At 69.6% G+C, this 21,556-nt stretch carries 20 protein-coding genes; 6 read left to right on the top strand and 14 right to left on the bottom strand.

Features of this window, described 5'->3' with window-relative positions; all coding sequences use genetic code 11:
• Nucleotides 1-35: 35 nt before the first annotated feature.
• The 4 genes from A176_RS25985 to A176_RS26000 form a co-directional block, all read right to left on the bottom strand.
• Nucleotides 36-584 carry an SMI1/KNR4 family protein gene (locus tag A176_RS25985; RefSeq protein WP_002639314.1) on the bottom strand — a complete coding sequence of 183 codons (549 nt, stop codon included), beginning with the start codon at nucleotides 582-584 and terminating at the stop codon, nucleotides 36-38.
• 75 nt (nucleotides 585-659) lie between these two features.
• Entirely contained in the window at nucleotides 660-1,268 is a 609-nt protein-coding gene (locus tag A176_RS25990; RefSeq protein WP_002639315.1) for a hypothetical protein, read from the bottom strand.
• A gap of 131 nt (nucleotides 1,269-1,399) precedes the next feature.
• Complete coding sequence (locus A176_RS25995; RefSeq protein ID WP_002639316.1) at nucleotides 1,400-2,821, bottom strand: M16 family metallopeptidase; 1,422 nt, start codon at nucleotides 2,819-2,821, stop codon at nucleotides 1,400-1,402.
• Between the two features lie 13 nt (nucleotides 2,822-2,834).
• The gene (locus tag A176_RS26000) at nucleotides 2,835-4,274 is read right to left on the bottom strand and encodes a M16 family metallopeptidase (protein WP_002639317.1); all 1,440 of its coding nucleotides are present in this window, start codon (nucleotides 4,272-4,274) and stop codon (nucleotides 2,835-2,837) included.
• Nucleotides 4,275-4,575: 301 nt separating this feature from the next.
• Between A176_RS26000 and A176_RS26005 the strand changes: the two genes are divergently transcribed.
• Both A176_RS26005 and A176_RS26010 read left to right on the top strand, forming a co-directional pair.
• Complete coding sequence (locus A176_RS26005) at nucleotides 4,576-4,794, top strand: hypothetical protein (RefSeq protein WP_002639318.1); 219 nt, start codon at nucleotides 4,576-4,578, stop codon at nucleotides 4,792-4,794.
• Complete coding sequence (locus tag A176_RS26010) at nucleotides 4,791-5,687, top strand: hypothetical protein (protein ID WP_002639319.1); 897 nt, start codon at nucleotides 4,791-4,793, stop codon at nucleotides 5,685-5,687. Before A176_RS26005 ends, A176_RS26010 begins: the two co-directional genes overlap by 4 nt.
• A 52-nt stretch (nucleotides 5,688-5,739) precedes the next feature.
• Here the strand turns inward: A176_RS26010 and A176_RS26015 are convergent, their stop codons facing one another.
• Nucleotides 5,740-8,133, bottom strand: coding sequence for a ribonuclease H-like domain-containing protein (locus tag A176_RS26015; protein WP_002639320.1), 2,394 nt, complete (start codon nucleotides 8,131-8,133; stop codon nucleotides 5,740-5,742).
• Nucleotides 8,134-8,271: 138 nt separating this feature from the next.
• Here A176_RS26015 and A176_RS26020 point away from each other — a divergent pair, with 138 nt between their 5' ends.
• Entirely contained in the window at nucleotides 8,272-8,916 is a 645-nt protein-coding gene (locus A176_RS26020; RefSeq protein ID WP_044889495.1) for a helix-turn-helix transcriptional regulator, read from the top strand.
• Nucleotides 8,917-9,095: 179 nt separating this feature from the next.
• Here the strand turns inward: A176_RS26020 and A176_RS26025 are convergent, their stop codons facing one another.
• The 4 genes from A176_RS26025 to A176_RS26040 form a co-directional block, all read right to left on the bottom strand.
• The gene (locus tag A176_RS26025) at nucleotides 9,096-9,278 is read right to left on the bottom strand and encodes a hypothetical protein (protein WP_002639322.1); all 183 of its coding nucleotides are present in this window, start codon (nucleotides 9,276-9,278) and stop codon (nucleotides 9,096-9,098) included.
• A gap of 83 nt (nucleotides 9,279-9,361) precedes the next feature.
• Nucleotides 9,362-9,568: a cold-shock protein gene (locus A176_RS26030; protein ID WP_002639323.1), complete on the bottom strand. Its 207-nt coding sequence runs from the start codon at nucleotides 9,566-9,568 to the stop codon at nucleotides 9,362-9,364.
• A gap of 337 nt (nucleotides 9,569-9,905) precedes the next feature.
• Nucleotides 9,906-10,550, bottom strand: a complete 645-nt coding sequence (locus tag A176_RS26035; protein WP_002639324.1) for a hypothetical protein — start codon at nucleotides 10,548-10,550, stop codon at nucleotides 9,906-9,908.
• A 169-nt stretch (nucleotides 10,551-10,719) separates the two neighbouring features.
• Nucleotides 10,720-12,090, bottom strand: a complete 1,371-nt coding sequence (locus tag A176_RS26040) for a metallopeptidase TldD-related protein (protein WP_002639325.1) — start codon at nucleotides 12,088-12,090, stop codon at nucleotides 10,720-10,722.
• Nucleotides 12,091-12,277: 187 nt separating this feature from the next.
• Here A176_RS26040 and A176_RS26045 point away from each other — a divergent pair, with 187 nt between their 5' ends.
• Nucleotides 12,278-12,463: a hypothetical protein gene (locus A176_RS26045; RefSeq protein WP_044889415.1), complete on the top strand. Its 186-nt coding sequence runs from the start codon at nucleotides 12,278-12,280 to the stop codon at nucleotides 12,461-12,463.
• Nucleotides 12,464-12,846: 383 nt separating this feature from the next.
• Nucleotides 12,847-14,124, top strand: coding sequence for a TldD/PmbA family protein (locus A176_RS26050; protein WP_002639328.1), 1,278 nt, complete (start codon nucleotides 12,847-12,849; stop codon nucleotides 14,122-14,124).
• A gap of 7 nt (nucleotides 14,125-14,131) precedes the next feature.
• On the opposite strand, the gene A176_RS26055 is transcribed toward A176_RS26050, so the two are convergent.
• The 5 genes from A176_RS26055 to A176_RS38840 all read right to left on the bottom strand — a co-directional run bounded on the left by A176_RS26055 (nucleotide 14,132) and on the right by A176_RS38840 (nucleotide 19,399).
• On the bottom strand, nucleotides 14,132-15,238 hold the full coding sequence (locus A176_RS26055; RefSeq protein WP_144429622.1) for a hypothetical protein: 1,107 nt from the start codon (nucleotides 15,236-15,238) through the stop codon (nucleotides 14,132-14,134).
• A gap of 5 nt (nucleotides 15,239-15,243) precedes the next feature.
• Nucleotides 15,244-17,145: a hypothetical protein gene (locus A176_RS26060; protein WP_002639330.1), complete on the bottom strand. Its 1,902-nt coding sequence runs from the start codon at nucleotides 17,143-17,145 to the stop codon at nucleotides 15,244-15,246.
• Nucleotides 17,146-17,251: 106 nt separating this feature from the next.
• The gene (locus A176_RS26065) at nucleotides 17,252-18,214 is read right to left on the bottom strand and encodes a c-type cytochrome (RefSeq protein ID WP_002639331.1); all 963 of its coding nucleotides are present in this window, start codon (nucleotides 18,212-18,214) and stop codon (nucleotides 17,252-17,254) included.
• 10 nt (nucleotides 18,215-18,224) lie between these two features.
• Nucleotides 18,225-19,232, bottom strand: coding sequence for an aromatic ring-hydroxylating oxygenase subunit alpha (locus tag A176_RS26070; protein WP_021781045.1), 1,008 nt, complete (start codon nucleotides 19,230-19,232; stop codon nucleotides 18,225-18,227).
• Between the two features lie 2 nt (nucleotides 19,233-19,234).
• On the bottom strand, nucleotides 19,235-19,399 hold the full coding sequence (locus A176_RS38840) for a Xan family putative trans-acting RiPP leader peptide (RefSeq protein WP_002639333.1): 165 nt from the start codon (nucleotides 19,397-19,399) through the stop codon (nucleotides 19,235-19,237).
• A 201-nt stretch (nucleotides 19,400-19,600) separates the two neighbouring features.
• Here A176_RS38840 and A176_RS26075 point away from each other — a divergent pair, with 201 nt between their 5' ends.
• Nucleotides 19,601-21,556 carry a hypothetical protein gene (locus A176_RS26075; RefSeq protein WP_002639334.1) on the top strand — a complete coding sequence of 652 codons (1,956 nt, stop codon included), beginning with the start codon at nucleotides 19,601-19,603 and terminating at the stop codon, nucleotides 21,554-21,556.

The following is a 21,556-nucleotide window of genomic DNA, read 5'->3' on the forward strand; positions in this document are numbered from 1 at the left end:
AGGGCTCCAGCGCCAGGAGCGGCGACGACAGGCCGCTACTGCTCCGCGAAGTTCTCGATGAGATCGTCGATGACCTCGACGATGTGCTCCGAGAACGCCTGGAAGCGATTGGCGTTCTCCGTGCCCAGGAGCTTGGGAAGCCCGAAGACCTCGTCGTGGTAGTAGCCCACGACGCCCATCTCGCCTTCCGGGGTGACGTCACGCGGGTTGAAGCACCAGAAGTTGTCCACCGCGTCGTCGTCCGCGCGCTGGAAGAACAGCGCCTCATTGATGGCCTCTTCCACCTCGGACTCTTCCCCGTCCACCGCGTCCGACGGGTCCGGCGCCGCCGCGCGCAGGAAGCCCGGCTCCTCCATGCCGATGAGCTCCCGCCCGCCGTGCAGCACCTTGAAGACGCCATGGGTGCTGATGAAGTGCACGTAGCTGGGAGGCAGCTTCAGCTTGAACTTCGTCTCGAGCTTCGCCACCTCGGCGGCCGTCACGGGCGCGGAGAACTCCACCGACAGGTCCTCGACTTCCTCCGCCAAGGCCTTGAGCCGCTCGATGGCTGCCGCCACCGCGCTCTCGTTCGACGTCTTCGACATGCTTGCTCCAACCACGGACCAGGAGGAGCCCTGGTGCGCGCACGCTAACGAAACCATGCGCCACGCCAAAGCCCTTCAGCGAAGCAGTCCTTGCCCGCGAAGAAGGCGCTTCGCGACTTCTCGGTAGGACCCGCCGCCATCCGTCAGCACGTCCGGGACCAGCAGCTTCGACAGCGCCGCCACCGTGGCGCTGGGGTGTCCCTGGAAGTGATGCGCCGCCTGCACGGCATCCAACGCGTCGAAGCGGTCATCCGCTACGACGATTCTCGCCTTCAGAGAATCCGCGTAGGTTGAGTAGTCGTTGTAGTAGGTCCACGCCACGTCCTGCACGGTGATGGGGCCCAGCGACACCAGCTCGCCATGGAAGAGCAGGTTCCGCGCGGAGAGCGCGCCCCCCGTGAAGAGCAGCGCGTAGTCGAACCCCTCGTGGATGATGTTGCCCTCCACCTCCAGGTCCCCCGCGACGAGCAGGCGGGACTGGTCCTCCAGGACGAGGTTGCCCTTCACCACCACGCGGGACGCATCGAGGACGCGGTCGTCTCCCTCGGAGAGCTTCAGGTCTCCGGGAATCACCTCCGGGGCCCCCGAGGTCGTCAGTTTCGCCTTGAGCGCGGCCCGCTGCGCGGCGGTGCCGCAGTGCGGGTGGAGCGAGCCTTCATCGAGCAGTTTCTGAAGCAGGGACATGGCCGTGCATCAAGGCATGGCGCACCTGGGCGCTCAATCCTCCAGACAGCGGCTTGTGCCCATGCACATGCAGGAGCTGCAACCCACGAAGGAAGGCGGAGGCCCAGGATGGCCTCCGCCTCCTCCCCGCATCACTTCAGCGCGGGGGACACGACCTTCAACTGCGGCGAGACCGCCTTCTGGTCGCCCACGACGATGAAGGTCATCGCCTCACGGGTCAGCATCTTCGCGGCCAGCTTCTGCACGTCGGCCGGCGTGACGGCCATCACCGACTGCACGTAGTTCTGCAGGTAGGAGTCCGGCAGGCCGTGCAGGTCCACGAAGCGGAGCTGGTTGATGATGCCGCTGCGCGACGAGTTCTGGAGCAGGAAGGAGCCCGCCAGGTAGCTCTGGACGGCGCTCAGCTCCTCGGCGGGAGGCGGCGTCTTGCGCAGCGTGGCCACCTCGCTGAGGATTTCCTTCAGCGACTCACCCGTGACGGCCGTCGTCACGTCCGCGTTCTGCACCCAGTAGGCGTCTTCCAGGTGCGTGGACACCTCGCTGTACGGCGAATACGTGTAGCCCTTCGCCTCGCGGATGTTGGCGGTGATGCGCGAGCTGAAGTAGCCGCCGAGCAGCGTGTTGAGCACCGTCTGCTTGACGTAGTCCTGGCTGGAGGGCGGCAGGGCCTTCACCGCGACGCGCACCGTGGACTGCACCGAACCGGGGCGGTCGATGAACTGCAGCGCCTTCGCCACCTTCTGCTTGGGCAGGTTCTGCAGCCGCGCCGGGCCGGCCTTCCAGCCGGTGAACGCGTCCCGGATGGCCTTCTCCACCTGCGCCGGCTCGAACCGGCCGACGACGTAGAGCCGCGCCCGGGCCGCGCCCACGTTCGCGTCGTAGTGCGCGCGCACGGCCTCCGCCGTGTAGCCCTTGAGCTGCGCCTCCGGCGGGAAGTAGCGGCCATACGGGTGGTCACCGTAGAGCGACTGGAGCAGCCGCTCGTCGGCGAGGATGCCCGGCTGGCTCTTGTAGATGGCCATCTCCCGCACCAGGTCGCCCTTGACGCGGTCGACCTCCGCGGACGGGAAGGCGGGGTTCTGGATGACGTCCGCGATGAGGGCCACCGCGTCCGGCGCCGACTCGGAGAGGACCTCCAGACCGACGAAGGTCTGGTCCATCGTCGTGCCGATGTTGAGCGAGCCACCCAGGCTGGCGGCGGACTGGGCAATCTGCTCGGCGGAGCGGGTGGTGGTGCCTTCCGACAGCAGCTTGCCGGTCAGGTCCCCCAGCCACGTCTCCGTGGCCTTCTCATGGATGTTGCCCGTGTCGACGACGAGCTGGAGGGCGACCTTCGGCATGTCGCCATAGGGCAGCAGCGAGACTTCCAGCCCGTTGTCGAGCTTGAACTCCGTGCGGACGGGGACCTTGAAGGGCTTGGGCGCCGCGGCGGCCGGCGGCGGCTGCCGGGCGGGCGCCGGAGCAGGAGCAGACGCGAAGGCGGGGGCGGACAGCATCCCGAGCACCATCAGCGCGGGCGCGACAAGGCGGGTGCGAATCGTGTGCGTGGTCATTGGGTGCATGTCCTCAGGGGGCCTGCGTCTTGGAGGCGGTCGCCGCGGCGGGCGTCACCGTCAACACCGTGCGGTTCTCTTTGCGGAGGTACTCCCGGGCCGTCTTCTGGATGAGCTCCGGCGTCACCTTCATCAGCTCGGACTCCAGCCGGTTGATGCGCGCCGGGTCGTCGAAGAAGAGCGCGAAGGAGGCCAGCAGGTCCGCGCGGCCGAAGCCGAGGAAGCCCTCCAACTGCCCGTACAGGCGCGAGCGCGCCTTCACCCGCGCGCGCTCCAGGGTCGCCGCGTCGATGGGCTGGCTCTGAAGCTGCGCCACCACGCCATCGAACTCCTTCAGGATGGCATCCGTCGTGGTGTCCGTGTCGTGGAACAGGTAGGCCGTCCACTGCATGGGGCCGTTGTAGTTCCAGTGGTTGCCCAGTTGGTTCACCCCGCCCGCGATGTCGCCCGTCAGGCCCTTCTTCTGCACGAGCTGCTGGTAGAGGGCGCTGTCGTTGCCGCGCAGCAGCACCTCGTCGACCAGCGCCATGGCGAAGTACTCGGGCGTGCCCACGTCGGGCATGTGGTAGCCCACGGCGAGCGCCGGGCGCTGGGCCAGCTTGTCCTGCTTGTCGTGCCGCTTCTCCTTCGTCTGGCGGGGCTCGGAGATGTCCGGCTTCGACGGCTGCGCCACCGTGGGCAGCGGGCCGAAGTACTTCTGGATCCAGCCCTTCGCCTGCTCCGGCTCGAAGTCACCGACGACGACCAGCGCGGCGTTGCTGGGGGCGTAGTACGTCTTGAAGAAGTTGCGCACGTCCTCCAGCGACGCGGCCTCCAGGTCCTTCAGGTCGCCGTAGAAGTTGTGGGCGTTGTACCAGTTGCTGTTGGCCACCTGCGGCATGTCCAGCCACGGGAAGCCGCCATAGGGCTGGTTGAGGACGTTGACCTTCACCTCGTTGGTCACCACGCCCTGCTGGTTCTTCAGGTTCTCCTCCGTCACATCCAGGCCGCGCATGCGGTCGGCTTCCGCCCAGAGGATGGGCTCCAGCGCGTTGGAGGGGACGACCTCGAAGTAGTTGGTGAAGTCGAAGCGCGTGGAGCCGTTGAGCACGCCGCCGTTCTTCTGGATGAGGCGGATGAACTCCATCTTCCCGAGGTTCGTCGAGCCCTGGAACATCATGTGCTCGAACAGGTGCGCGAACCCGGTGCGGTCCTTCGGCTCGATGCGGAAGCCGATGTTGTAATAGACGGCGACCACGGCCTTGGGCGCCGAGCTGTCGCGGGAGAGGACCACCTTCAGCCCGTTGTCGAGCTTGTAGTAGTCCACGGGCACCTGGAGCTTCGACTGCGGCTCCGCGGGAGCCTCCACCTTCGCCGTCTCCACGGCGGGCGGCGTCTCCGGCTTCTGGGCTTCCTGCGTGGTCGCGCAGCCGGTGAACGCGGCCAGTGCTACCGCTCCGAATACTTTTCTCATCGGACCTCCCCTGGATGACGTGACGACTCGTCGAATGACGGAGCCACTACGGCGCCTTGCCCTCCCCGATTGCCAAAGTTTCGGAGGGCCGGCAACCTGCTTGGTCGCCGCGAAATGGCTTTGCGCCGTGAGTCGTTCAACTCCAGGCTCTCCGGGTAAACCCAGACAGCTTGGGGCCAATCTACAAGGGGGCCCTCGTCTACCGGGCGGTTTCTGCCTACGCTGCAGGTATCCACCAGGAGGTGGCGCGATTCTTCCTTCGTCCTCCCAGACCTCCCCCGCCGGTTGGCACGACACCCTCGTGCGACACCTGGAACCGCTCCTCGGCGGCTTCACCGCGAAGATGGCCATCCAGACCGCCGCGCTGCGGACCCTGAAGCGGCCCCCTGAACAGCTCAAGCGGGAAGACCTTCCGCAGTTGCTCGAAGGCCTCAAGCCCATGCTGAACACTTTCATCGGGGCCCTCCACGCGAAGGTCATCCTCGCGGAGATTTCCGCCTCCCTGGAGAAGTTGCGATGACCGCTTCCTCGTCGAATCGGACCGCGGGCAGCATCGTCCCCTGGTTCGCGGCCGTGCTGGTGCTCCAGCTCGCGCACGCGTTCGCGGCCGCCGCCGCGTTGGGCGAGCCCCCCCGGCTCCAGCTCGTGCATGACGTCGCCGGATGGAGCAGCGGCCTGCTGGCCGTGTTCGGCACCTTCGCCGCGGCGCGCTCGTTCGAGTCCGGTGACTATCTGCGCAAGGTGTGGGGCGGGCTCGCCGCGGGCGCGTTCCTGTCGCTGGTCAGCACCGCGCTGCGCAGCTACTGGCTGCACGCCGTCCCGGACGTGCCCTTCACGCAGTCACCGCTGCTGCCCTACCGCATGGTCGTCGTGGTGCTGGCGAACGTGGCCACGACGTACGCGCTCATCCTGCTGGCGATGACGTACCGTCAGTCCGGCCTCCAGCCGCCCTCCACCGCGCGAAGCAACGCGCTGTGGGCCGTCACGGCCGTGGCCGCGCTGGCCGTGGGCCTGCCCGTGCTCGCCACCGAGGTCCGGCACCTGGGCGGCTCCAGCATCGCCACCATGTCCGCCGTCATCAGCCTCGCCTCGACGCTGGCCGACATGACGACCATCCTGCTGGTGGCCCCCATCCTGAGCGTGGCGTACATGCTGCGCGGCGGCAAGCTGGCCTGGGTGTGGTGGGCCATGGGCATCTCCGGTGCCATGTGGCTCTTCTACGACGCCCGCGTGTGGATGGCATCGCTGCTGCCCGGCGACGCGGCGCAGAACCAGGAGCTGCTGCGCACGCTGCGCACCTCCGGGCTCGTGCTGCTGGGGCTCGCGGGCTGGCTGCAGCGCTCCGCCCTGGCGCCGCAGTCCATGCCGCCGCCGGCCCATGCGGCCGTGGAGCCCTCCACCGGCACGCCGTGAGCCGTGCCCCGCCGCTCCGGTGCGCCACGGACGCGCCGGAGCAGCGGGTCCTCTACGCTGAAGGCTCCGGCTCCTCGGGCGCCGTGAGCACCGTGAGGATGGGCTTCGCGTCCGCCAGCGAGGGCGTGAAGAGCGAGGGCTGGCCCGGGTCGTCGAACACGGTCCTGAAGTCTCCCGGCGCCAGCGCGCGTACCAGTCTGGCGGCGAACGTCTCCCGCAGCAGGCGCACGTAGTATTCGACGTCGTAGTCGCGCGGCCAGGACGCGGCCGCGTCGTCCGCCTCCGGCATGGGCAGCAGCCCCGCCCGGCTTCCCGTCGCGCGGTAGACGCGGACCTGCTCCCCCATGGGCCAGTCCTGCTGCCCGTTCGCCAGCATCGCCTCGTAGGGCAGCTCGCGGCGGCGCGAGCGGATGGCGAGGTACTGCGCGCGCGTCTTCGTCAGGCGGACCTGGGCGCAGACCTCCGGCGTGGGCACCTGCCGGCGGCGCAGCGCCATCACCGTGGAGACGTACACGTCGCGGATGCCCTGGACGTCGCCCGCGAGCAGGCAGCTCAACGCGCGCCGCAGGAAGGCCTCGCCAAAGGGCTCCGCGCGGCTGGAGCGGAAGGCCACGCCGCGCAGCACCAGCGGACCGGCATAGGGCTGGAGGGCGTAATTCTTCGGTTCGTGCGACAGCATCGCGGCGTAGCGCCCGTCGAACTCCAGCCGCACCCGGGGCGGCAGGAGCGCGGCGACCTCCGAGACGACGCGGCGCTCGTCCACCTCTTCCCAGCCTTCCGGCACGGAGAAGTACACACCGTCCGTGTCCGCCTCCAGCAGCGTGACGCCCCGGCGCGCGAGCTCCCGGCACAGCAGGCCCAGCACCGCGCGGCCCTGACGCGTCACCTCGTTGGCCGCGTGCACGTCCGAGAAGCGCGTGAGCCCCACCGCGCCCAGATAGCCATAGGCGGAGTTCACGACGAGTTTCATCGCCGCGGACAGGGCCTCGTTCGTGAAGCGCTCGGGTGAGCCCGCGGCCGCCGCGCGCGCCCGCCCCTTCGCCGCCAGCCGCTGGTCCACCAGCCGGTCCACCAGCGCGAGCAGCACGCCCAGCCGGTCCCGCTTCGGGCCGATGCGATACTGACGCATCAGCGAGGGATACAGGCTGGCGACGTCCGCCTTCACGATGCGCCGCGCCACGCCGGAGGCGAACAGGTGCAGCGCCGCGCCGCTGTGCGAGGTGCCGTCCCCTTCTTCGTGCGCGGGCAACGCGGCACCCTGGCGCAGGTACGCCCGGACGAGCAGCGGGTCCAACACGCCGGTGGCGGCCCCCGCGTCCGCGAGCCGTTCGTAGCGGCGCGGCGCCATCCGCGCGAGCGCGAAGGCCGCCCCGCCGAGGAGCCTCGCGAGCCCCGCCGCCTCCGTCACGTCGTCCTTGGCGTAGCGCCGCACCCGCGCGGGGTCCGTGCGGAACACCTCGTACACGCGGGCCCCGGGGATGTGCTCACGCTCCGGCCCCGCCAGTCCCAGGTGTCTGGCGACGGCCTTGAGGCCATGGCCCGGCAAGTCGCGCGTGGAGAAGTCGTGCCGCAGCACCGCGTCCAGCGTGTCGATGAGCTCGCGGCCTGGCACCGTGTAGCGGGCGCGGCGCATCGCATCCGGAGGCGCGCCGGGCACGGGCCGTCCCAACGCGGCGCCTCGCGCGGAGGGCCGGTGGCGCAGGCCGGGTGCGCCTCCGCGGCCCAGGGCCAGCGACACGCCCAGGTGTTTGGCGCGCCGGGCGAGGAACGGCAGGTCGAAGCCGTGCAGGTTGTGGTTCTCGATGACGTCGGGGTCCCACGCCCGCACCCGCTCCACCAGGTGGTACAGCAGGTCCGCCTCCGCCGAGTCATCATCCCCCTGCGCCTCGAGCGTCTCCGTCTCCCCGTCCGGGCTGCGCAGCGCCACCAGGAAGACGCGGTGGTGCGCCGGGTCCAGACCGGTGGTCTCCAGGTCGAACTGCATGCGGCGCAGCTCGTCGAAGGCGAGGTCGCGGAAGTACGTGCGGCCCGACGTCACGAGGTACTGCTCCTCGGGAGGAAGCATGAGCGACGCGTTCGCACCCAGCTCCTTCATGTGCCCCACGGGACGGCCCAGCCGGCGCGAGGCGCCCTCCAGCACCGCGCTGGCCAGCGCCCTGCCGTCATCCCCGCGGACCAGGTAGCGCAGCGCCCCAGGCCCTTCGAGTTCCTGCCACGTCACCTGGTAGCGCGAGGCCCCTTCCGACTCCGGCCGCAGCCGCGAGCCCAGGTGCGCCAGGTCCTCCAGCGACGCGAGCAACAGCCACGGGCGGAACCGCACGTCCTCGCGCACGAGCTCACCCGTCTTCGGGATGCGACGCCACACGTAGGCGCGGCCGTCGGGCTCCGCCCACACGGAGACGATGCCCGGCGTGGCGTCCCAGCCCCAGAGCCACTCGTCCTCCATGGAGACCCTCCGGGCGTGCGTACCGCGAACGCGCGCGATGCAAGCCGCTCGCGGCATGGGATGCAAGGCGCGTTGCTCGGGAGGCATCAGGTCATTTTGGGGGTGGGGGGTGACAGTGGTATGTCAGGTTTCCTCACCATGCAGCGCACCGAGCGTCTCTTCGCCCTCGCGGAATACCTCCGGGGCCGCCGCACCGGCGTCACCGCGGAGGTGCTCGCCGAGCGGTTCGCCGTCACCGTGCGGACCATCTACCGCGACCTGGATTCCCTGCGGGCCACGTCACTGCCCGTCTCGGCGGAGCGCGGACGCGGAGGCGGCTATGCGTTGGACCGGAGCTACACGCTGCCGCCGGTGAACTTCACCGCACGCGAGGCGGCGCTCATCGTCGCGCTGGGGCGCTTCGCCATCGACATGCGGCTGCTGCCCTTCACGGGCACGTTGGAGTCCGCGTTGGACAAGGTGCGCGCCGCGCTGTCCACGTCCGCCCAGCGGGAGCTGCTCACGCGGCTTCGGGAGCTGACGTTCATTGGCGTGCCGGCGCTGCCGAGCAAGAAGTCCGTCCGGGAGGCGCTGGAGCGCGCGTGGTTCGAGCAGCAGCCGCTGCGCATCACCTACGTCGACAGCAACTACATCGAGACGGTGCGGGACGTGCGCGTCATGTCGGTCATCATGAACCGGCACGAGACGCGCGTGGACGGCGAGGACGTCACGACCGGGGAACGGCGCCACTTCCGGCTGGACCACATCACCCGCGCGGAAGTCGTCCGCACCCTGGAACCTTGAGGATGAAGGGGGGGCGCTCGCGCGTGCCTCCCGGCGTCTGAATCCAGGGTGGGTTTCACCTGGAGCGCTCGGGGGAGACAGATACTGCGTCCTCCCGGGGGGCGTCGGTGCCTTCCCGGAAGGGGTGCCCCGGGCGCCCCACTGTGCGTGGCGAGCCCTGGGCTGCACTTCGCGGGAGTTCAGTACTCCAGCGGCGGCTGCGGACCAGGGACGATGTCCGCGATGTCGGGATCGACATCTCCGGGCTGGCGCGGTCCGCGCTCAGACTTCACCTTCTTGCGCTCCTCCCGCTTGGCGTCCTTCTCCTGCTGGTGCTGCTTGCGCGCCTGCTCCTTCTGACGCTTCGTGGATCTTCCTTGCATTGCGCCTCCTTAAGAGGAGAGGAAAACAAAAGCCCGGCCTCGCACGCGAGGAGGCCGGGCTGGTGCGTGCTGGAGCTGAGCTCTCAGCCAACGACGCGGACGTTCTCGGCCTGGAGGCCCTTGGGGCCCTTCCGAGTCTCGAACTCCACCTTCTGGCCCTCTGCCAGCGTGCGGAATCCATCGGTCTGGATTGCGGTGTGGTGGCAGAACACGTCAGGTCCCCCGTCGTCCTGGGCGATGAAACCGAAGCCCTTCGCGTCGTTGAACCACTTCACGGAGCCAGTTGCCATATTCTCTTCTTCTTTCTGCGTGCGGCGCGAGGCCGCTGACTGCCCCAAACACGGGACAGGTAGCCTCTAGCCTGTCGAGGGGCCCATGTCGAATGTGGAAAGTCCCCAATCTCCACCGGCTGTTCGCCGCGTGAAGGAAACGCGATGTCTAATCGAAGAATTCCGGCCCCTTGGCGCCTCGACTGCGCCTCGGGACACCGCCGGATTCCCACCCAATGTGGGTGCGTCCAGCGGCTTCGGGGAGGGTCCTGAAGGGCAATATCCTGGACGGAGCCGCGTCGCTTTCCTCGCCGGAGGGGCGGGGAGCAGGCCCCAAGGGGGCCTCCTGGCGGGTCGTCTAGAGGCTCGGGGGCGTGCGCGGCAGTTCCGTTCCGAACACCACCTGGAGCAGGTCCATCAGCCCGGGCCAGGCTTCCGCGGCCAGCCAGAGGCCCTCCTCCTGATGGTCCGCCGTCATGGCCAGGGAAGCCGAGTCGAAGAGCCGAGCGGGTAGCAGGCCCTCCTCGGGCAGGGGGCCTTCCACCTGGAGCACCTGGCCGTCCCAACGGAGGCCAGGAGGGAGCAGGCGTTCGGCCAGCACGCGCATCGCCGCCCGGCCCGCCCCCGCGCGCAGCACGCCCATCATCAATGACGAGGCCGTCCGGGATTCCTCCAGCTCCACCACGCCCGGCGTCCTCAGCCACAGCCGGTAGCGCCCCGACGCGAGCTCCACGCGCTCCAGCGCCGTCTCCACGCGCAGCTTCCAGCCATGGACCGAGAAGCGCACGTCGTAGACTTCCGGGCGCGCGGACCATTGCCGCAGTTCGAAATTCTTCAACCGGCCCAGCAACTGGCGAACCACCGTCTCCACGCGCGCATGCGACAGGCGCACGCGCTTGCGGCCCACGTCCACCGCCATGTCATTGGAGAGGGCGGACGGCAGCCGTTTGGCCCATTCCCGCGCGCCCTCCAACATCTTCGCCGCCAGCGACTGACCCGACATCCATGTCCTCCCGTGACGCCGTACCCTGGGCCTCTCGGGCTCCACTCCACCCGCCCGGCGCCGCGCGCGCAGCATGCACCGGATTCAAGGCCCACGCGCGTCCTGCTCGCAGGGGAAGCGGTCTGGCGTCGACCAACACGCCCCCCGTGGCCCCTCGGGGGCGTTGACGTCACCTGCCCGCCTGCTCTCCCGGACGGGTCGCCAGCAGCGGAGGGAAGACGAGCGTCGGGGTGCCACAGCCCTCGGCGGTGGGGAAGAAGGTCAGGTCCGAGCCCACGCCGCGCAAGGCCCGAAAGGTCTCCAACACCGGGAGCTCCAGCTCCACCGGCGCCACCCGTCGCACGCGGTGGCCGTCGCGCACCTCCCAGCCCCCCGCCACCAACGTGATGACACCGGGCCGAGACATGGTCGTGAAGGTCTCCACGCGCGCCACGAGTTCGGTGTGGTGCGCGGGCAATGCGAGGGCCGCGGCCGGCACGAGGAAGGGATTCACGGCCTCTGGGGTGGGCACGCCTGACGCCGAGCGAAACCCACGTCCGTTGAGCGGTGCACCGAGCCGGGCCGCCGTGTCCGCCGCGTGGAGGAAGCTTTGCAATCGCCCCTCCTCCACCAGGGGCAGCGCTGCCGTGGGAACCCCTTCGTCGTCCACGTCCACGCGGCGGGTGCCGGCGGAAGCGTTCGGGTCGTCCACGACGGTCAGCAGTGAGGGGAACACCTTGCGCCCCGCGGCCCGGGCCAGCGCGGGCGTGGCTGCGGCGATGTCGCCTCGCAACAGCCAGATGAGGCCCGCGACGAGGGGCGCGGCGACCGCCGGTCTCAGGACCAGGGGGAGACTTGGGTCCACCGGTTCCACGGGCCCTGACAGCGCGTCGACCGCCTCCGCGAGACGAAGCCGCAGTGGATTGAAGACCGTGTCGTCCGTGCCCGGCGGGAGCGACACCGCGTCCACCACCGCGCCGCGGGGCGTCTCGCACCGCACGAAGAGATCCTCTCGCCACTCCGTGCGAGCGCGGCGCATGCCGTTGGCGCGGACCGCGGCCCGCCAGGTCGAGGACTGGGTGAGGACAGCGGCCTGAACCACGATGCCCTTGGGAATGACGGACTGGATGACGTGTGCCATCCGGCGTCGGGCCGCTTCCGGTTGAAGCGCGGCTGGGCCCGTGGGCGGCTCCACGTCTTCAGTGGGCAGGGAGGGAAGGACCAGGGCGCGGCCGGGCGTCGCGAGCCGCGTGGCCTGTTCGAGCAGCCGTGAGAGGCCGCCCACGTCATCCATGGGGACCGTCAACACGCCCTGGCCGGTGCTCGCGCCAACGCGTGCCGTGGCTTCCGCGGACTCACCCTGATTCAGGGTGGAGACTCCGGTGCTGGCATCATGTTCGAGCGACAGCCTGCGCTCCGCGCCGAGGAACAGCTCCGCGTGGAATGAAGCGTCTTCAGGCGTGAAGGCGTCCAGCGCATCGCGGGCGGACGCAAGCCAGGCGATGAGCTCCAACCCCGCGCACAGGCGCCGCGCGCCGTCATCCATGGAACCGCCTTGCATCCGCTGCTGCCTCCCGACATGCGTCACGGCGGCTCACGCGATGAACTCCAGCCCGTACAGGCGCGCCGTCACCCGCTGAAACATCCTGCCTTTGCTGCCGCGTGTCGACGTTCGCCAAGCCTGCTCCTGCTCGCGAGCTGAACGCCAGCCAGTGTAGGCGCAGCGCGCCGTCACCCATGGAACCGCCTTGCATCCGCTGCTGCCTCCCGACATTCGCCACGGCGGCTCACGCGATGAACGCCAGCCCGTGCAGGCGCAGCGCGCCGTCACCCATGGAACCGCCATGTATCCGCTGCGGCCTCCCGACATGCGTCACGGCGGCTCACGCGATGAACTCCAGCCCGTACAGGCGCAGCGCGCCGCCATCATCTGAAACATCCTGCCTTTGCTGCCGCGTGCCGACGTTCGCCAAGCCTGCTCCTGCTCGCGAACTGAACGCCAGCCCGCGCACAGGCAGCCTGCTCCGTCGTCCCATGAAACAACACCCTGCCTCTGCCGCCGCCTCTCGGAGTGCGCCGGGATTGCTCGCGAGGTGTGCTTCAGCCTTGCGCACCGCCATCCCATGAGCCGCCCTGCCTCCGCTGCCGCCACCCGAGGATACCGGTCTTGGTTCATGCGTGGGGTGCCCCGTCTCGCCCTCCGTGCGTGGGACACCGCACGCGCTGACGTATGCTTCCCAGCGAGGCACCTCGGGTGGCCTCCTCTCACACGGTACGGTCGAACACCCGCAGTCACTGACGGTCGGAGGACACACGCGTGGACGGGTTCGTGGAGCGACGCGAAGTCACCGAGGTCCTCCACCAGCGCTCGGGGCCCCGTGTCATCGCACCCGTCCTCGAACGGGGATGGTCCATGGGCGAGGCCAGCCCGGAAGGCATGTCCTGGAAGTGGTCCCCCGTGGCGGGTCCCACGTGGCGGCGCGGCATCCTCCCCAGCGAGCTGGACGCTCCGGCCCAACGCCTGCTCGACACCGGAAGCACGCTGCCCAGTGACGTGGAGCCCACCCTCGCGCTCGTCCGCGCGCTGGTGGAGACGGCGCGGACCGCGGGCGCCGCGCACCTGGACGTGCTGCTGCGCGAGGTGGACCGGCGCACCCTGGTGGCCAACGCCGAGCATGTCCGGGAGAACGCGCAACGGTACGCCGTGCTCGAAGTGAAGGCCTTCCACGACACTGGCGCGGGCGTCGCCGAGCTGTGGCGCTGCGCCGCCTGGCCCGACGGGGCGAAGCTGCGCGCCGCGCTGCCGGAGCTGGAAGCCCTCGTCGAAGGCATGGTGCGCGAGCTGCGTGACACCTCGCCCATCTTCCCCTGCCCTCGCGGCGTGCTGCCCGTCGTCTTTCCTCCGGGCGCCGCGTCGGGCTGCTTCTTCCACGAAGTCTGCGGCCATCCCCTGGAAGGCGACGTCGTCGCACGGGGAGGCTCCTACCTCGCCCGGCGGCTGGGGCAGGCCGTGGCCGGTGAGCACGTCACCGTCTCCGATGACCCCACGGACGGACACGGCGCGCTCGGCTTCACCTGGGACGACGAGGGCCACGCCGCCCAACCCGTGAAACTCCTCAGCGAAGGCCGCGTGGACGCACCGCTGCTGGACGCACGCAGCGCGGTGGCGCTGGGCCGCACGCCCAATGGACACGGACGGCGCGTCAGCTACCGGCACCCGCCCCTCCCTCGCATGGCGCACACGCGCGTGGAGCCGCACGCGGGACACCTCGATGCGTTGATGGCCGACATCCCCCACGGCCTGCTGGTGCAACACCTGCTGCCCAGGCAGATGGACCTGCTGTCGGGGGACTTCAGCTTCTACATCGTGGAGGCCCGCGAGATTCGGGATGGGCGCCCGGGCCGCCGCGTGGGCCCCGGCATCCTCCGAGGCAACGGGCTGGACGCGCTGGCCGCCATCGACGCGGTGGGCGCGGATGCGAAGAACCTCTTCGCCACGCGCGGCTGCCGGAAGCTGGACCACGGCCCGCTGCCCGTGTCCTTCGGGCAGCCCACGGTGCGCTTCCGTGGACTGCTCGTGGGCCCCGGGCAGTGAGGCGACGCTACTCCTCCGGGAACGGCGGCACGCAGCGCCAGCTCTCGTCCATGGGCGGGAGCCCCGGGTCCTCGAGCGGGTCCGGCGGCGGCGGCGCCATGTTGGGGAACGCGAAGACGCGCTGCACGGACACGCCCGGATGCGGCTCCACGATGGCCGGCGGAATCGGCAGCGGCCGAGGACCGAAGGGCCCCGGCTCCTCGCCCTCTTCCGGCTCGTAGACGTCCGTGAAGCTCACCGTCACGGGCTCCGTGTGCCCCGGCGGCAGCACGAGCGCGAAGTACCCCAGGAAGCTCACCGGGCCCGGCATCGCGAAGAAGCCCATGGGCGACTGGCCGGGGAAGCCCTCCGGCGGCGCCCACATCAGCGGAATCACCTGGCCCGCGCTCGACTCGGCGGCCACGCTGTCCTGCGGGATGAGGAAGTAGTCGTAATAGAAGCTGGGCGCGTGCACCCAGAAGAGCACCACGCCGCCCGTCTTCGCCGGGTCGAGCAGGTCCGCGACCGTCGTCTCGGTGCCCTCCATCGTCAGGTACTGGGCCACCGCGTCCAGCCCGCCCGTGTTGCCCACCATCAGCGCCGTCTGGGAGCTGCACTCCGTGACGTTCACCTGGATGGGCCGCAGGGTCCGCGTGGGGAAGTAGTCCGCGGGCGGCAGCGGGAACGGCGCGCCGGGGATGAGCGTCACGCCCTCCGCGGGAGGAATGGCCTGCGCGATGTACGGCAGGCCGTCACTCACGGCCACGCCGTTGACCTGCCAGTGGCCGGTGAACGCGGACGGGCCACTGGAGACGTCCGGCAGGCCGGGCGCACTCAAGCGCACCTGCGCGCCGGGGATGGCGGAGAACACGAGGTACGGAATCCCATCGAACAGGGCGGGCGGCGGCGCCATGTCCTCCTGTCCCGGCTCCGTCGGGAAGGTGAGCATGTGGATGAAGAACGCCTCCGGGTCATAGAGCAACCCGGACACGGTGCCCTGCCGCTCGGGCAGGTCCGCGATGGGCGCATCCGACCCCGTGTCCACGGGAGGCGGCGCGTCGCTGGCGCAGCCGCCCAGGGCGGACGCGAGCAGGAAGCCAGCGGCGAGGGAACGGGCCTTCACGAAGTCACGCATGGGGTTCACCGGGGGGGCAGCACATGCTCGGTCGGCGGCGTCGCCAGGTGGCAGGCGTTGGCGCAGTTCCCGTAGATGTTCGGCGGGGACGTGAGGTTCTGGAACTCGAGGTACTTGTACTCGTTGCCGTGCGTGCCCGGGTGGCAGCCCGCGCAGGCGATGAGGCTGGGGCGCAGGGCGCTCTCTCGCGTCAGGTGGCACACCGTGCAGTCACCCTTGTTCTGGGCGTACTTGCGCGAGTTGATGTGGATGCGGTGCATGAAGTCCGAGGAGTGACCCACGGTTTCATCGAAGTGGCACACCTTGCACGTCTCCACGTGGTCCACCGAGACGCCGTGGTGCACGTTGCTCAGCGAGTTCGCCCCGTTGTGGCACACCTGGCAGTTGCCGATGCGGCCGGGGTACGTGGTGGGCGTCTCCTGCCCGACCTGGAAGAAGAAGGGGTCCAGGCGGTTGAGCCGCTCGCCCAGGTAGTTGCGGTGCCCCTTGAGGAGGATGGCGTAGGTGCCCGGCTTGGCGTCCGCGGGCAGCGGCACGGTGTAGCGCGTCGTGGGCCGGTGCTCATGGCCGCCCGGGCGGAAGGCCGCGGCCGGGTGAATGTAGTACGCGGGCTCGGACGCGTTCGGGAAGGAGAAGTACGGCGTCGTGTACGAGCCGTTCACCACGGTGAGGTCCTGGAGCGGGCCCACCACCTTGTAGCCGGACTCGGTGGCGCTGCCGTCCCGCCAGTTCACCAGCATGTAGCTGTTGAAGTAGGACAGGCCGTTGGAGTCCTCGCCCATGAACTCCCGGAAGGAGGGCATGGAGTCGCGCGGATGCAGCGCGTGCCCGTCGCCATCCTGAAGGGACACGACGAAGTCGATGTTCTCTCCCGCCTGGTGGAAGCGGCCATTCTGCGGACGCGCCAGCTTCAGCGTCTGGTTGAGGCCGAAGCCGCACGCCGTCGGCACGTCGGTGGGCAGCCCATCCGGCCCCACCTCGAAGCAGGTCGCGGGGCGATCCGATTCAGGGACGAAGGTGATGGGGAAGTGGAAGGGCTTGCCGGGCAGCAGGCTCCAGGTGACGCGGATGACGCCCTCACCCGTCAACTGCGGCATCGCGAAGGACTTGAAGGGGTTGGTCGAGTTGGCGAAGGACACCTTCACCGACGTGACGTAGTCGATGGACTCGCGCGTCATCGCGACCCTGGGCACCGGGTCGTCCGGGAAGAGCGGCGGCGCGAGTCCCGAGACATTGAAGCTGACCCGGGTCCGGCCCGCGGAGCTGCTCTCCGACAGGAAGTCGGTGCGCAGGTACGTCTCCGTGGCGCGCACGTTGCCGTCGGTGTCGAGCACCTCCAGCAGGAACGTGTCGTTGTTCGAGATCATCCACGCCGCGTTCTCGTAGAGCGTCTCGCGCTGGAACACGCCGGGCTCCAGCAGGACCCAGTCATCCAGGCCCGTGGTCAGCCCCGACCAGTCCAGGTCCTTGAAGTCCGACTGCAGGCGGGCCCAGGCGGCGGGCGTGCGGCGGTCGTTGTAGTCCGCGTGGACGTTCTGCACGGTGTCCATGACGGAGAACTCGCGCAGGAAGTAGAGCTGGCCCGGGCTCACCGTCAGCCGCGCCGTCGGAGGCCGCGTCGCCGCGGGCAGCGGGAAGCCGTCATTGAGGAAGAGGCACTCGTCCGGGTACTGCGGCAGGTCGAGCCCGCCCTTGGTCACCGGCTCTCCGCTGGGGAGAATCGCGCAGCCCTTGAACGCCATCAGCGACAGCGAGATGGCTCCGGAGGCGGAGCTCGCATACGGGTCGAACGCCGTCGCGCCGCGGCCGCGCGTCCCTTCCGTGTCGGAAATGTCGAAGAGGTTGCATCCCGAGGAGAGGACCAGCACCGAAAGTGCCAGGGCCAGCGTCTTGAAGGGGCGGATCATGAGGACTCGGGCCCAGGGCCCCCCTGGGGGTCGGGGAGGGCATCAGGCGGGTAAGAATCTGAGAATCTTATCGCTCAACCCGGAGAGACGCCAACAACCGGCGGCGTCATTCGCCCGGGTGAGCCGCCGTCCCGGACGGGGCCGGCACGCTCTGGAGGTGCCGGTACACGGCGCGCAGGTCGTCCTCGTGCATCCGGGCGAAGAAGCCCCAGGGCATCACGAGCTTGTTGACCTGCCCCTCCCGGCTGGGGGCTGGCGCCACGTCCTTCCAGGCCGTGAAGCGCGCCACGAAGGCGTCTTCCCCGAGCCCGCGCAGCACGTCGCCGTGCGGCAACAGTCCGGGCACCGTCTCCGGCCCATACGGCGTCGGCACGGGGACGCCCCCCTCGAAGGGCTGGGCGTCCGGCCCCATTCCGCCGTGGCAGAGGGCACATTGGCCAATGGTGGCCAGGTACTGCCCCTGTGCGCTCGCGTCTGGAGCCGGGACCGGACCTTCGAGGGGTTGGGCCAGCTCCTGGATGTCCGCGTACACCGCCTCGGGAATCTCCGTGCGCGGCGTGGCGCGCGCGACGGCGGGCACCTGGCGCAGGTGGGCCACCACGGCGTGCGCATCCTCGTCGGAGAGCGAGCGCCACACGAGATAGGGCATCGACGGGAACAGCGTCCGGCCGTCGCGCCCCTTCCCTTCGCGCAAGGCGCGCAGCAGCTCCTCGTCCGTCCAGCGGCCGATGCCGTGCTCCGCATCCGAGGTGATGTTGGGCGCGCAGACGCGGCCGGGGAAACCCCACTCGGGGCCCTGGCAGGCCCCCGCCAGCGGCGCGCCTTGGACGGGGCCGCCGTACCGGGTGGTGTCCCGCTCCGAGTGGCAGGCGCCACACGCCAGCACCGCCTCCACCAGATAGCGCCCTCGCTCCAGCTTCGCCGCGTTGGCGTCCACCGGCGCAGGCCTCGCAGCGGCCGGCGGGGTGGCGGGCTCGCGCTTCGAGTCCGGCTCACACCGAGGACACGCGACGCCAGCCAACATCAGTGCTCCGGCCGCGATGCGGACCTTCCATCCCCCTGGATGCATGCGGCGTCCCTCACTCCATGACAGGTCCGGCCAACGGCTGCCCCCTGCGGAGGGCGGCCACGGCGCGGCGGTATTCAATGGGCAGGAGGTCTGCCTTCACGTGGACTTCACCCGCGAAATCCAGCGGGTGTGCCTTGGGAGACTGCGCCTCCGCGACGCGACGGTCCTGCTCCAGGATGGCGAGCTCCGACTTCACGAACATGTCCGCGAAGTTGCGAATCTTCGGGTGATACGACGCGAAGTAGAAACACCGCATCTTCACTTCCGACACGGGCGAGGCCACCGCGTAGACGGCGTGCGTGTAGAACAGCGTCGGCTTGAAGTGCAGCCGCGCCGTGAACGGGAAGGTCACCTCGTAGGTCAGCGTCGTGCGATCCACCCGGGGCGGAACGCCGTCGATGCTCGGCGACAAGGCGGGGTACCGAATCTGCGCGCGCAGGCCTCCGGGCAGCGGTTCGACGGCATACGCCGGGACCTCCGTCTGCGCGGGATTGCCGAAGGTGCCGTCATGCACCCACGACAGGTGGGCGACGTCGAGGACGATTTCCAGCATGCGCCCGGCGGAGACATCCCAGTCCAGCAGCGGCAGCGGCACCACGGCCTGGCTGCCATCCTCCAGCTCTGGCCATTCGGGAAGAGGCGCGGCGGGCTCGGGGGCGAGACATACCCAGACAAGGCCGTAGCGCTCGATACATCGGTACGACGCGAGCCGGGCTCTGTCTGGAATGGGGGCGGCGGGCTGCGAGGGAACACGGACACAGCGTCCATCCCGCCCGTACGTCCAGCCGTGAAACGCGCACCGGAGCCCGTCCGCCACGGGCGTTCCACCACACAGGTCCGCGCCACGGTGGGCACAGTAACGCTGAGTCGCGGCGACCCCAGACTCCGAGCGCCAGACGACCAGGTCTGTCTCCAGGAGCCGCGCCGGGAGCGGACGCTCCCCGAGCTCGCTGGAGAATGCGACGGGGTGCCAGAAGGCCGCGAAGGCCTCATGGTACGGGCGAACGTCGCGGTCCATGCTCACGCGAGTGCGAGCGGGGCGATCTTGCTCTCGATTTCCTCCAGGAGGAAATCGATCTCCTCGATTTCGTCGAGCTTCTCCGCGGGAGCAGCAGCATCCGGCGCGGTGGAAGCAACCGACGACTCATCCGCGGCAACGCGCGACAGCGATTCTTCCGACGCCATGAATCCTCCGTTCGAGAAGCGCGCAGATGCTCGGAGAACCCAGGGTCGCGTGTCAACCCATGGGACGCATGTCATGTCTCCGTGAAACATGCATAACGCGATGCAACGCGCAGCGGGAGTGTGGCTGGGGCATTCGACAGGTAACACGGAGGCGCCGATGACGCGCTCCCGTGGGGGTACGCTAGAGTCCGGCAACACTCCATGCCCGCCCCTTTCATCCGTCTCCTGGCCCTCCTGAGTCTCCTTTCCGGAGGACTGGCCTTCGCGGAGCCATGGAAGAAGGCACAGCCCGGCACCAGCACGGAGCAGCAGGTCCGCGGCCTCTTCGGAGCACCGACCCGTGAGCAGTCCGCTCCCGGTGAGCTCGTGCTCATCTACGAAGGGGAGGAGGCGCTTTCGGGCACACGGCGCGCGCACTTCCACCTGGAGACGAAATCCAGACGCCTGCGCCGCATCGACGTGTTTCCTGGCACGGTGCCCACTCGAGACACCGTGGAGCGGATGTTCGGACCTGGATGCTCACATTCGGGTTCCCGCAAGGCGTCCTGTTACGAAGTGAAGCTTTCGTCACGCAACGAGCCCTACTTCCATTACGTCGCGCGGGGGCTCGCGGTGTTCTTCAGCGACGGCGACGTGCAATCGCTTGCGTACCTGCCTCGCGGGCGCGGACGTCAGGCACGCAGCGCCGACATCGCGCCTCCCGAGGTCGAGAACGAGCCCGAGCCAGCGACCGTACCGGAGAACCCGGACGGCCGCGTGGACTCGAACGTCCCCGGGCCCGCCCCGGTGGAGGTCGCGACCGTCGATGACGCCCCCACCCCGCCGCAGCCTGCCGAGACGTCCTCCGAGCCGGAGACAAACGACTCGCCGTTCGCCGAGCTGCGTCCAGCGACCATCGCCGGCGAAGACACCGTGCAGACGGGCCCTGCGTCGGGGACGGTGACGACCGGTCCTCCGCCGCTCAACGAGCCCAAGGACACGCCCCAGCCGGAGACGTTCCGCACCGCGCGCCCGGACGTGCTCACCCTGGGCGGTTACTACTTCCAGCGCGCGGACGTGCTGTTGACCCGGCGCGCCTCCGACTCGGCCACGGTGGCGCAGCCTGTGTTTCCGGCGCTCGTCGACGTCTACCTCGACTTCCGGCCGCAGGAGAACCTGCGCACCTACGTCGTGGGCCGGCTCATCTACGACCCGCTGGACCCGAACTTCTCCACCCCCAAGACGAACCTCGACAAGCTGTGGCTGTACTTCGGATTGTTCGAACAGGTGTTCGTCACCGCGGGACGGCAGCACGTGAAGTGGGGCAGCTCGCGCATCTGGAACCCCACCGACTTCCTGCGCGCCCCCAATCCAGACCCGCTGGGCGTCTTCGACCTGCGCACGGGTGTGGACATGGTGAAGGTCAACATCCCCTTCGAATCGCTCGCGGCGAACCTGTGGGTGGTGGGCACCGCGAACCTGGAGGACACGCCCGAAGGAGGCCTGCCACAAATCCGCTACGGCGGCGCGGTCCGGGCGGAGGTCGCGCTGGGGACGAGCGAGCTCATCGCCACCGCGGCCTTCCTGGAGCGCCGCCGCCCCCGCTACGGCCTGGACTACTCGCTGGGCGTCGGCGTGTTCGACCTCAACGCCGAGGTGGCGCTGGTGCAGGACTCCGACCTGCGGCTCTGGACCCGTGGCGACGAGGGCTTCGTCGTGCGGCCTCGGACGGGCTTCCAGGTCCAGGCCAGTGGCGGCATCGCCGCGCAGCTCCGCGTCGCCGACACCTACCGCACGGTGCTCCGGCTGGAGGGCTTCTACAACCAGCTCGGCTCCGACGACCGGGGCCTCCTCACCTGGCTGCAGACGACCGGTGACTACCGCCCGCTGTTCTTCGGGCGCATGTACGGCCTGGCCCAACTGTCCGTCACCGCGCGCAGCAACTACGAGCCGACCGTGTCCCTCACGGCGCTCGGCAACGTGAGCGACGCCTCGTACCTGGGCCGGCTCGACCTCAGCTTCAGCAAGGACAACGTGGCCGTGGCTGGCTTCGTGGAAGCCCCCTTCGGCGCGAGCGGCAGCGAGTTCCGCTTTCAGCCCGACCTGAGCGTGGCGGAGCTGCCCCGCGAGGACATGGGCCTGTTCCGCGTGGGCCTGAACCTCCGCCTGCGTCTGTGA

It is taken from the genome of Myxococcus hansupus, from assembly GCF_000280925.3.
Classification (GTDB): domain Bacteria; phylum Myxococcota; class Myxococcia; order Myxococcales; family Myxococcaceae; genus Myxococcus; species Myxococcus hansupus.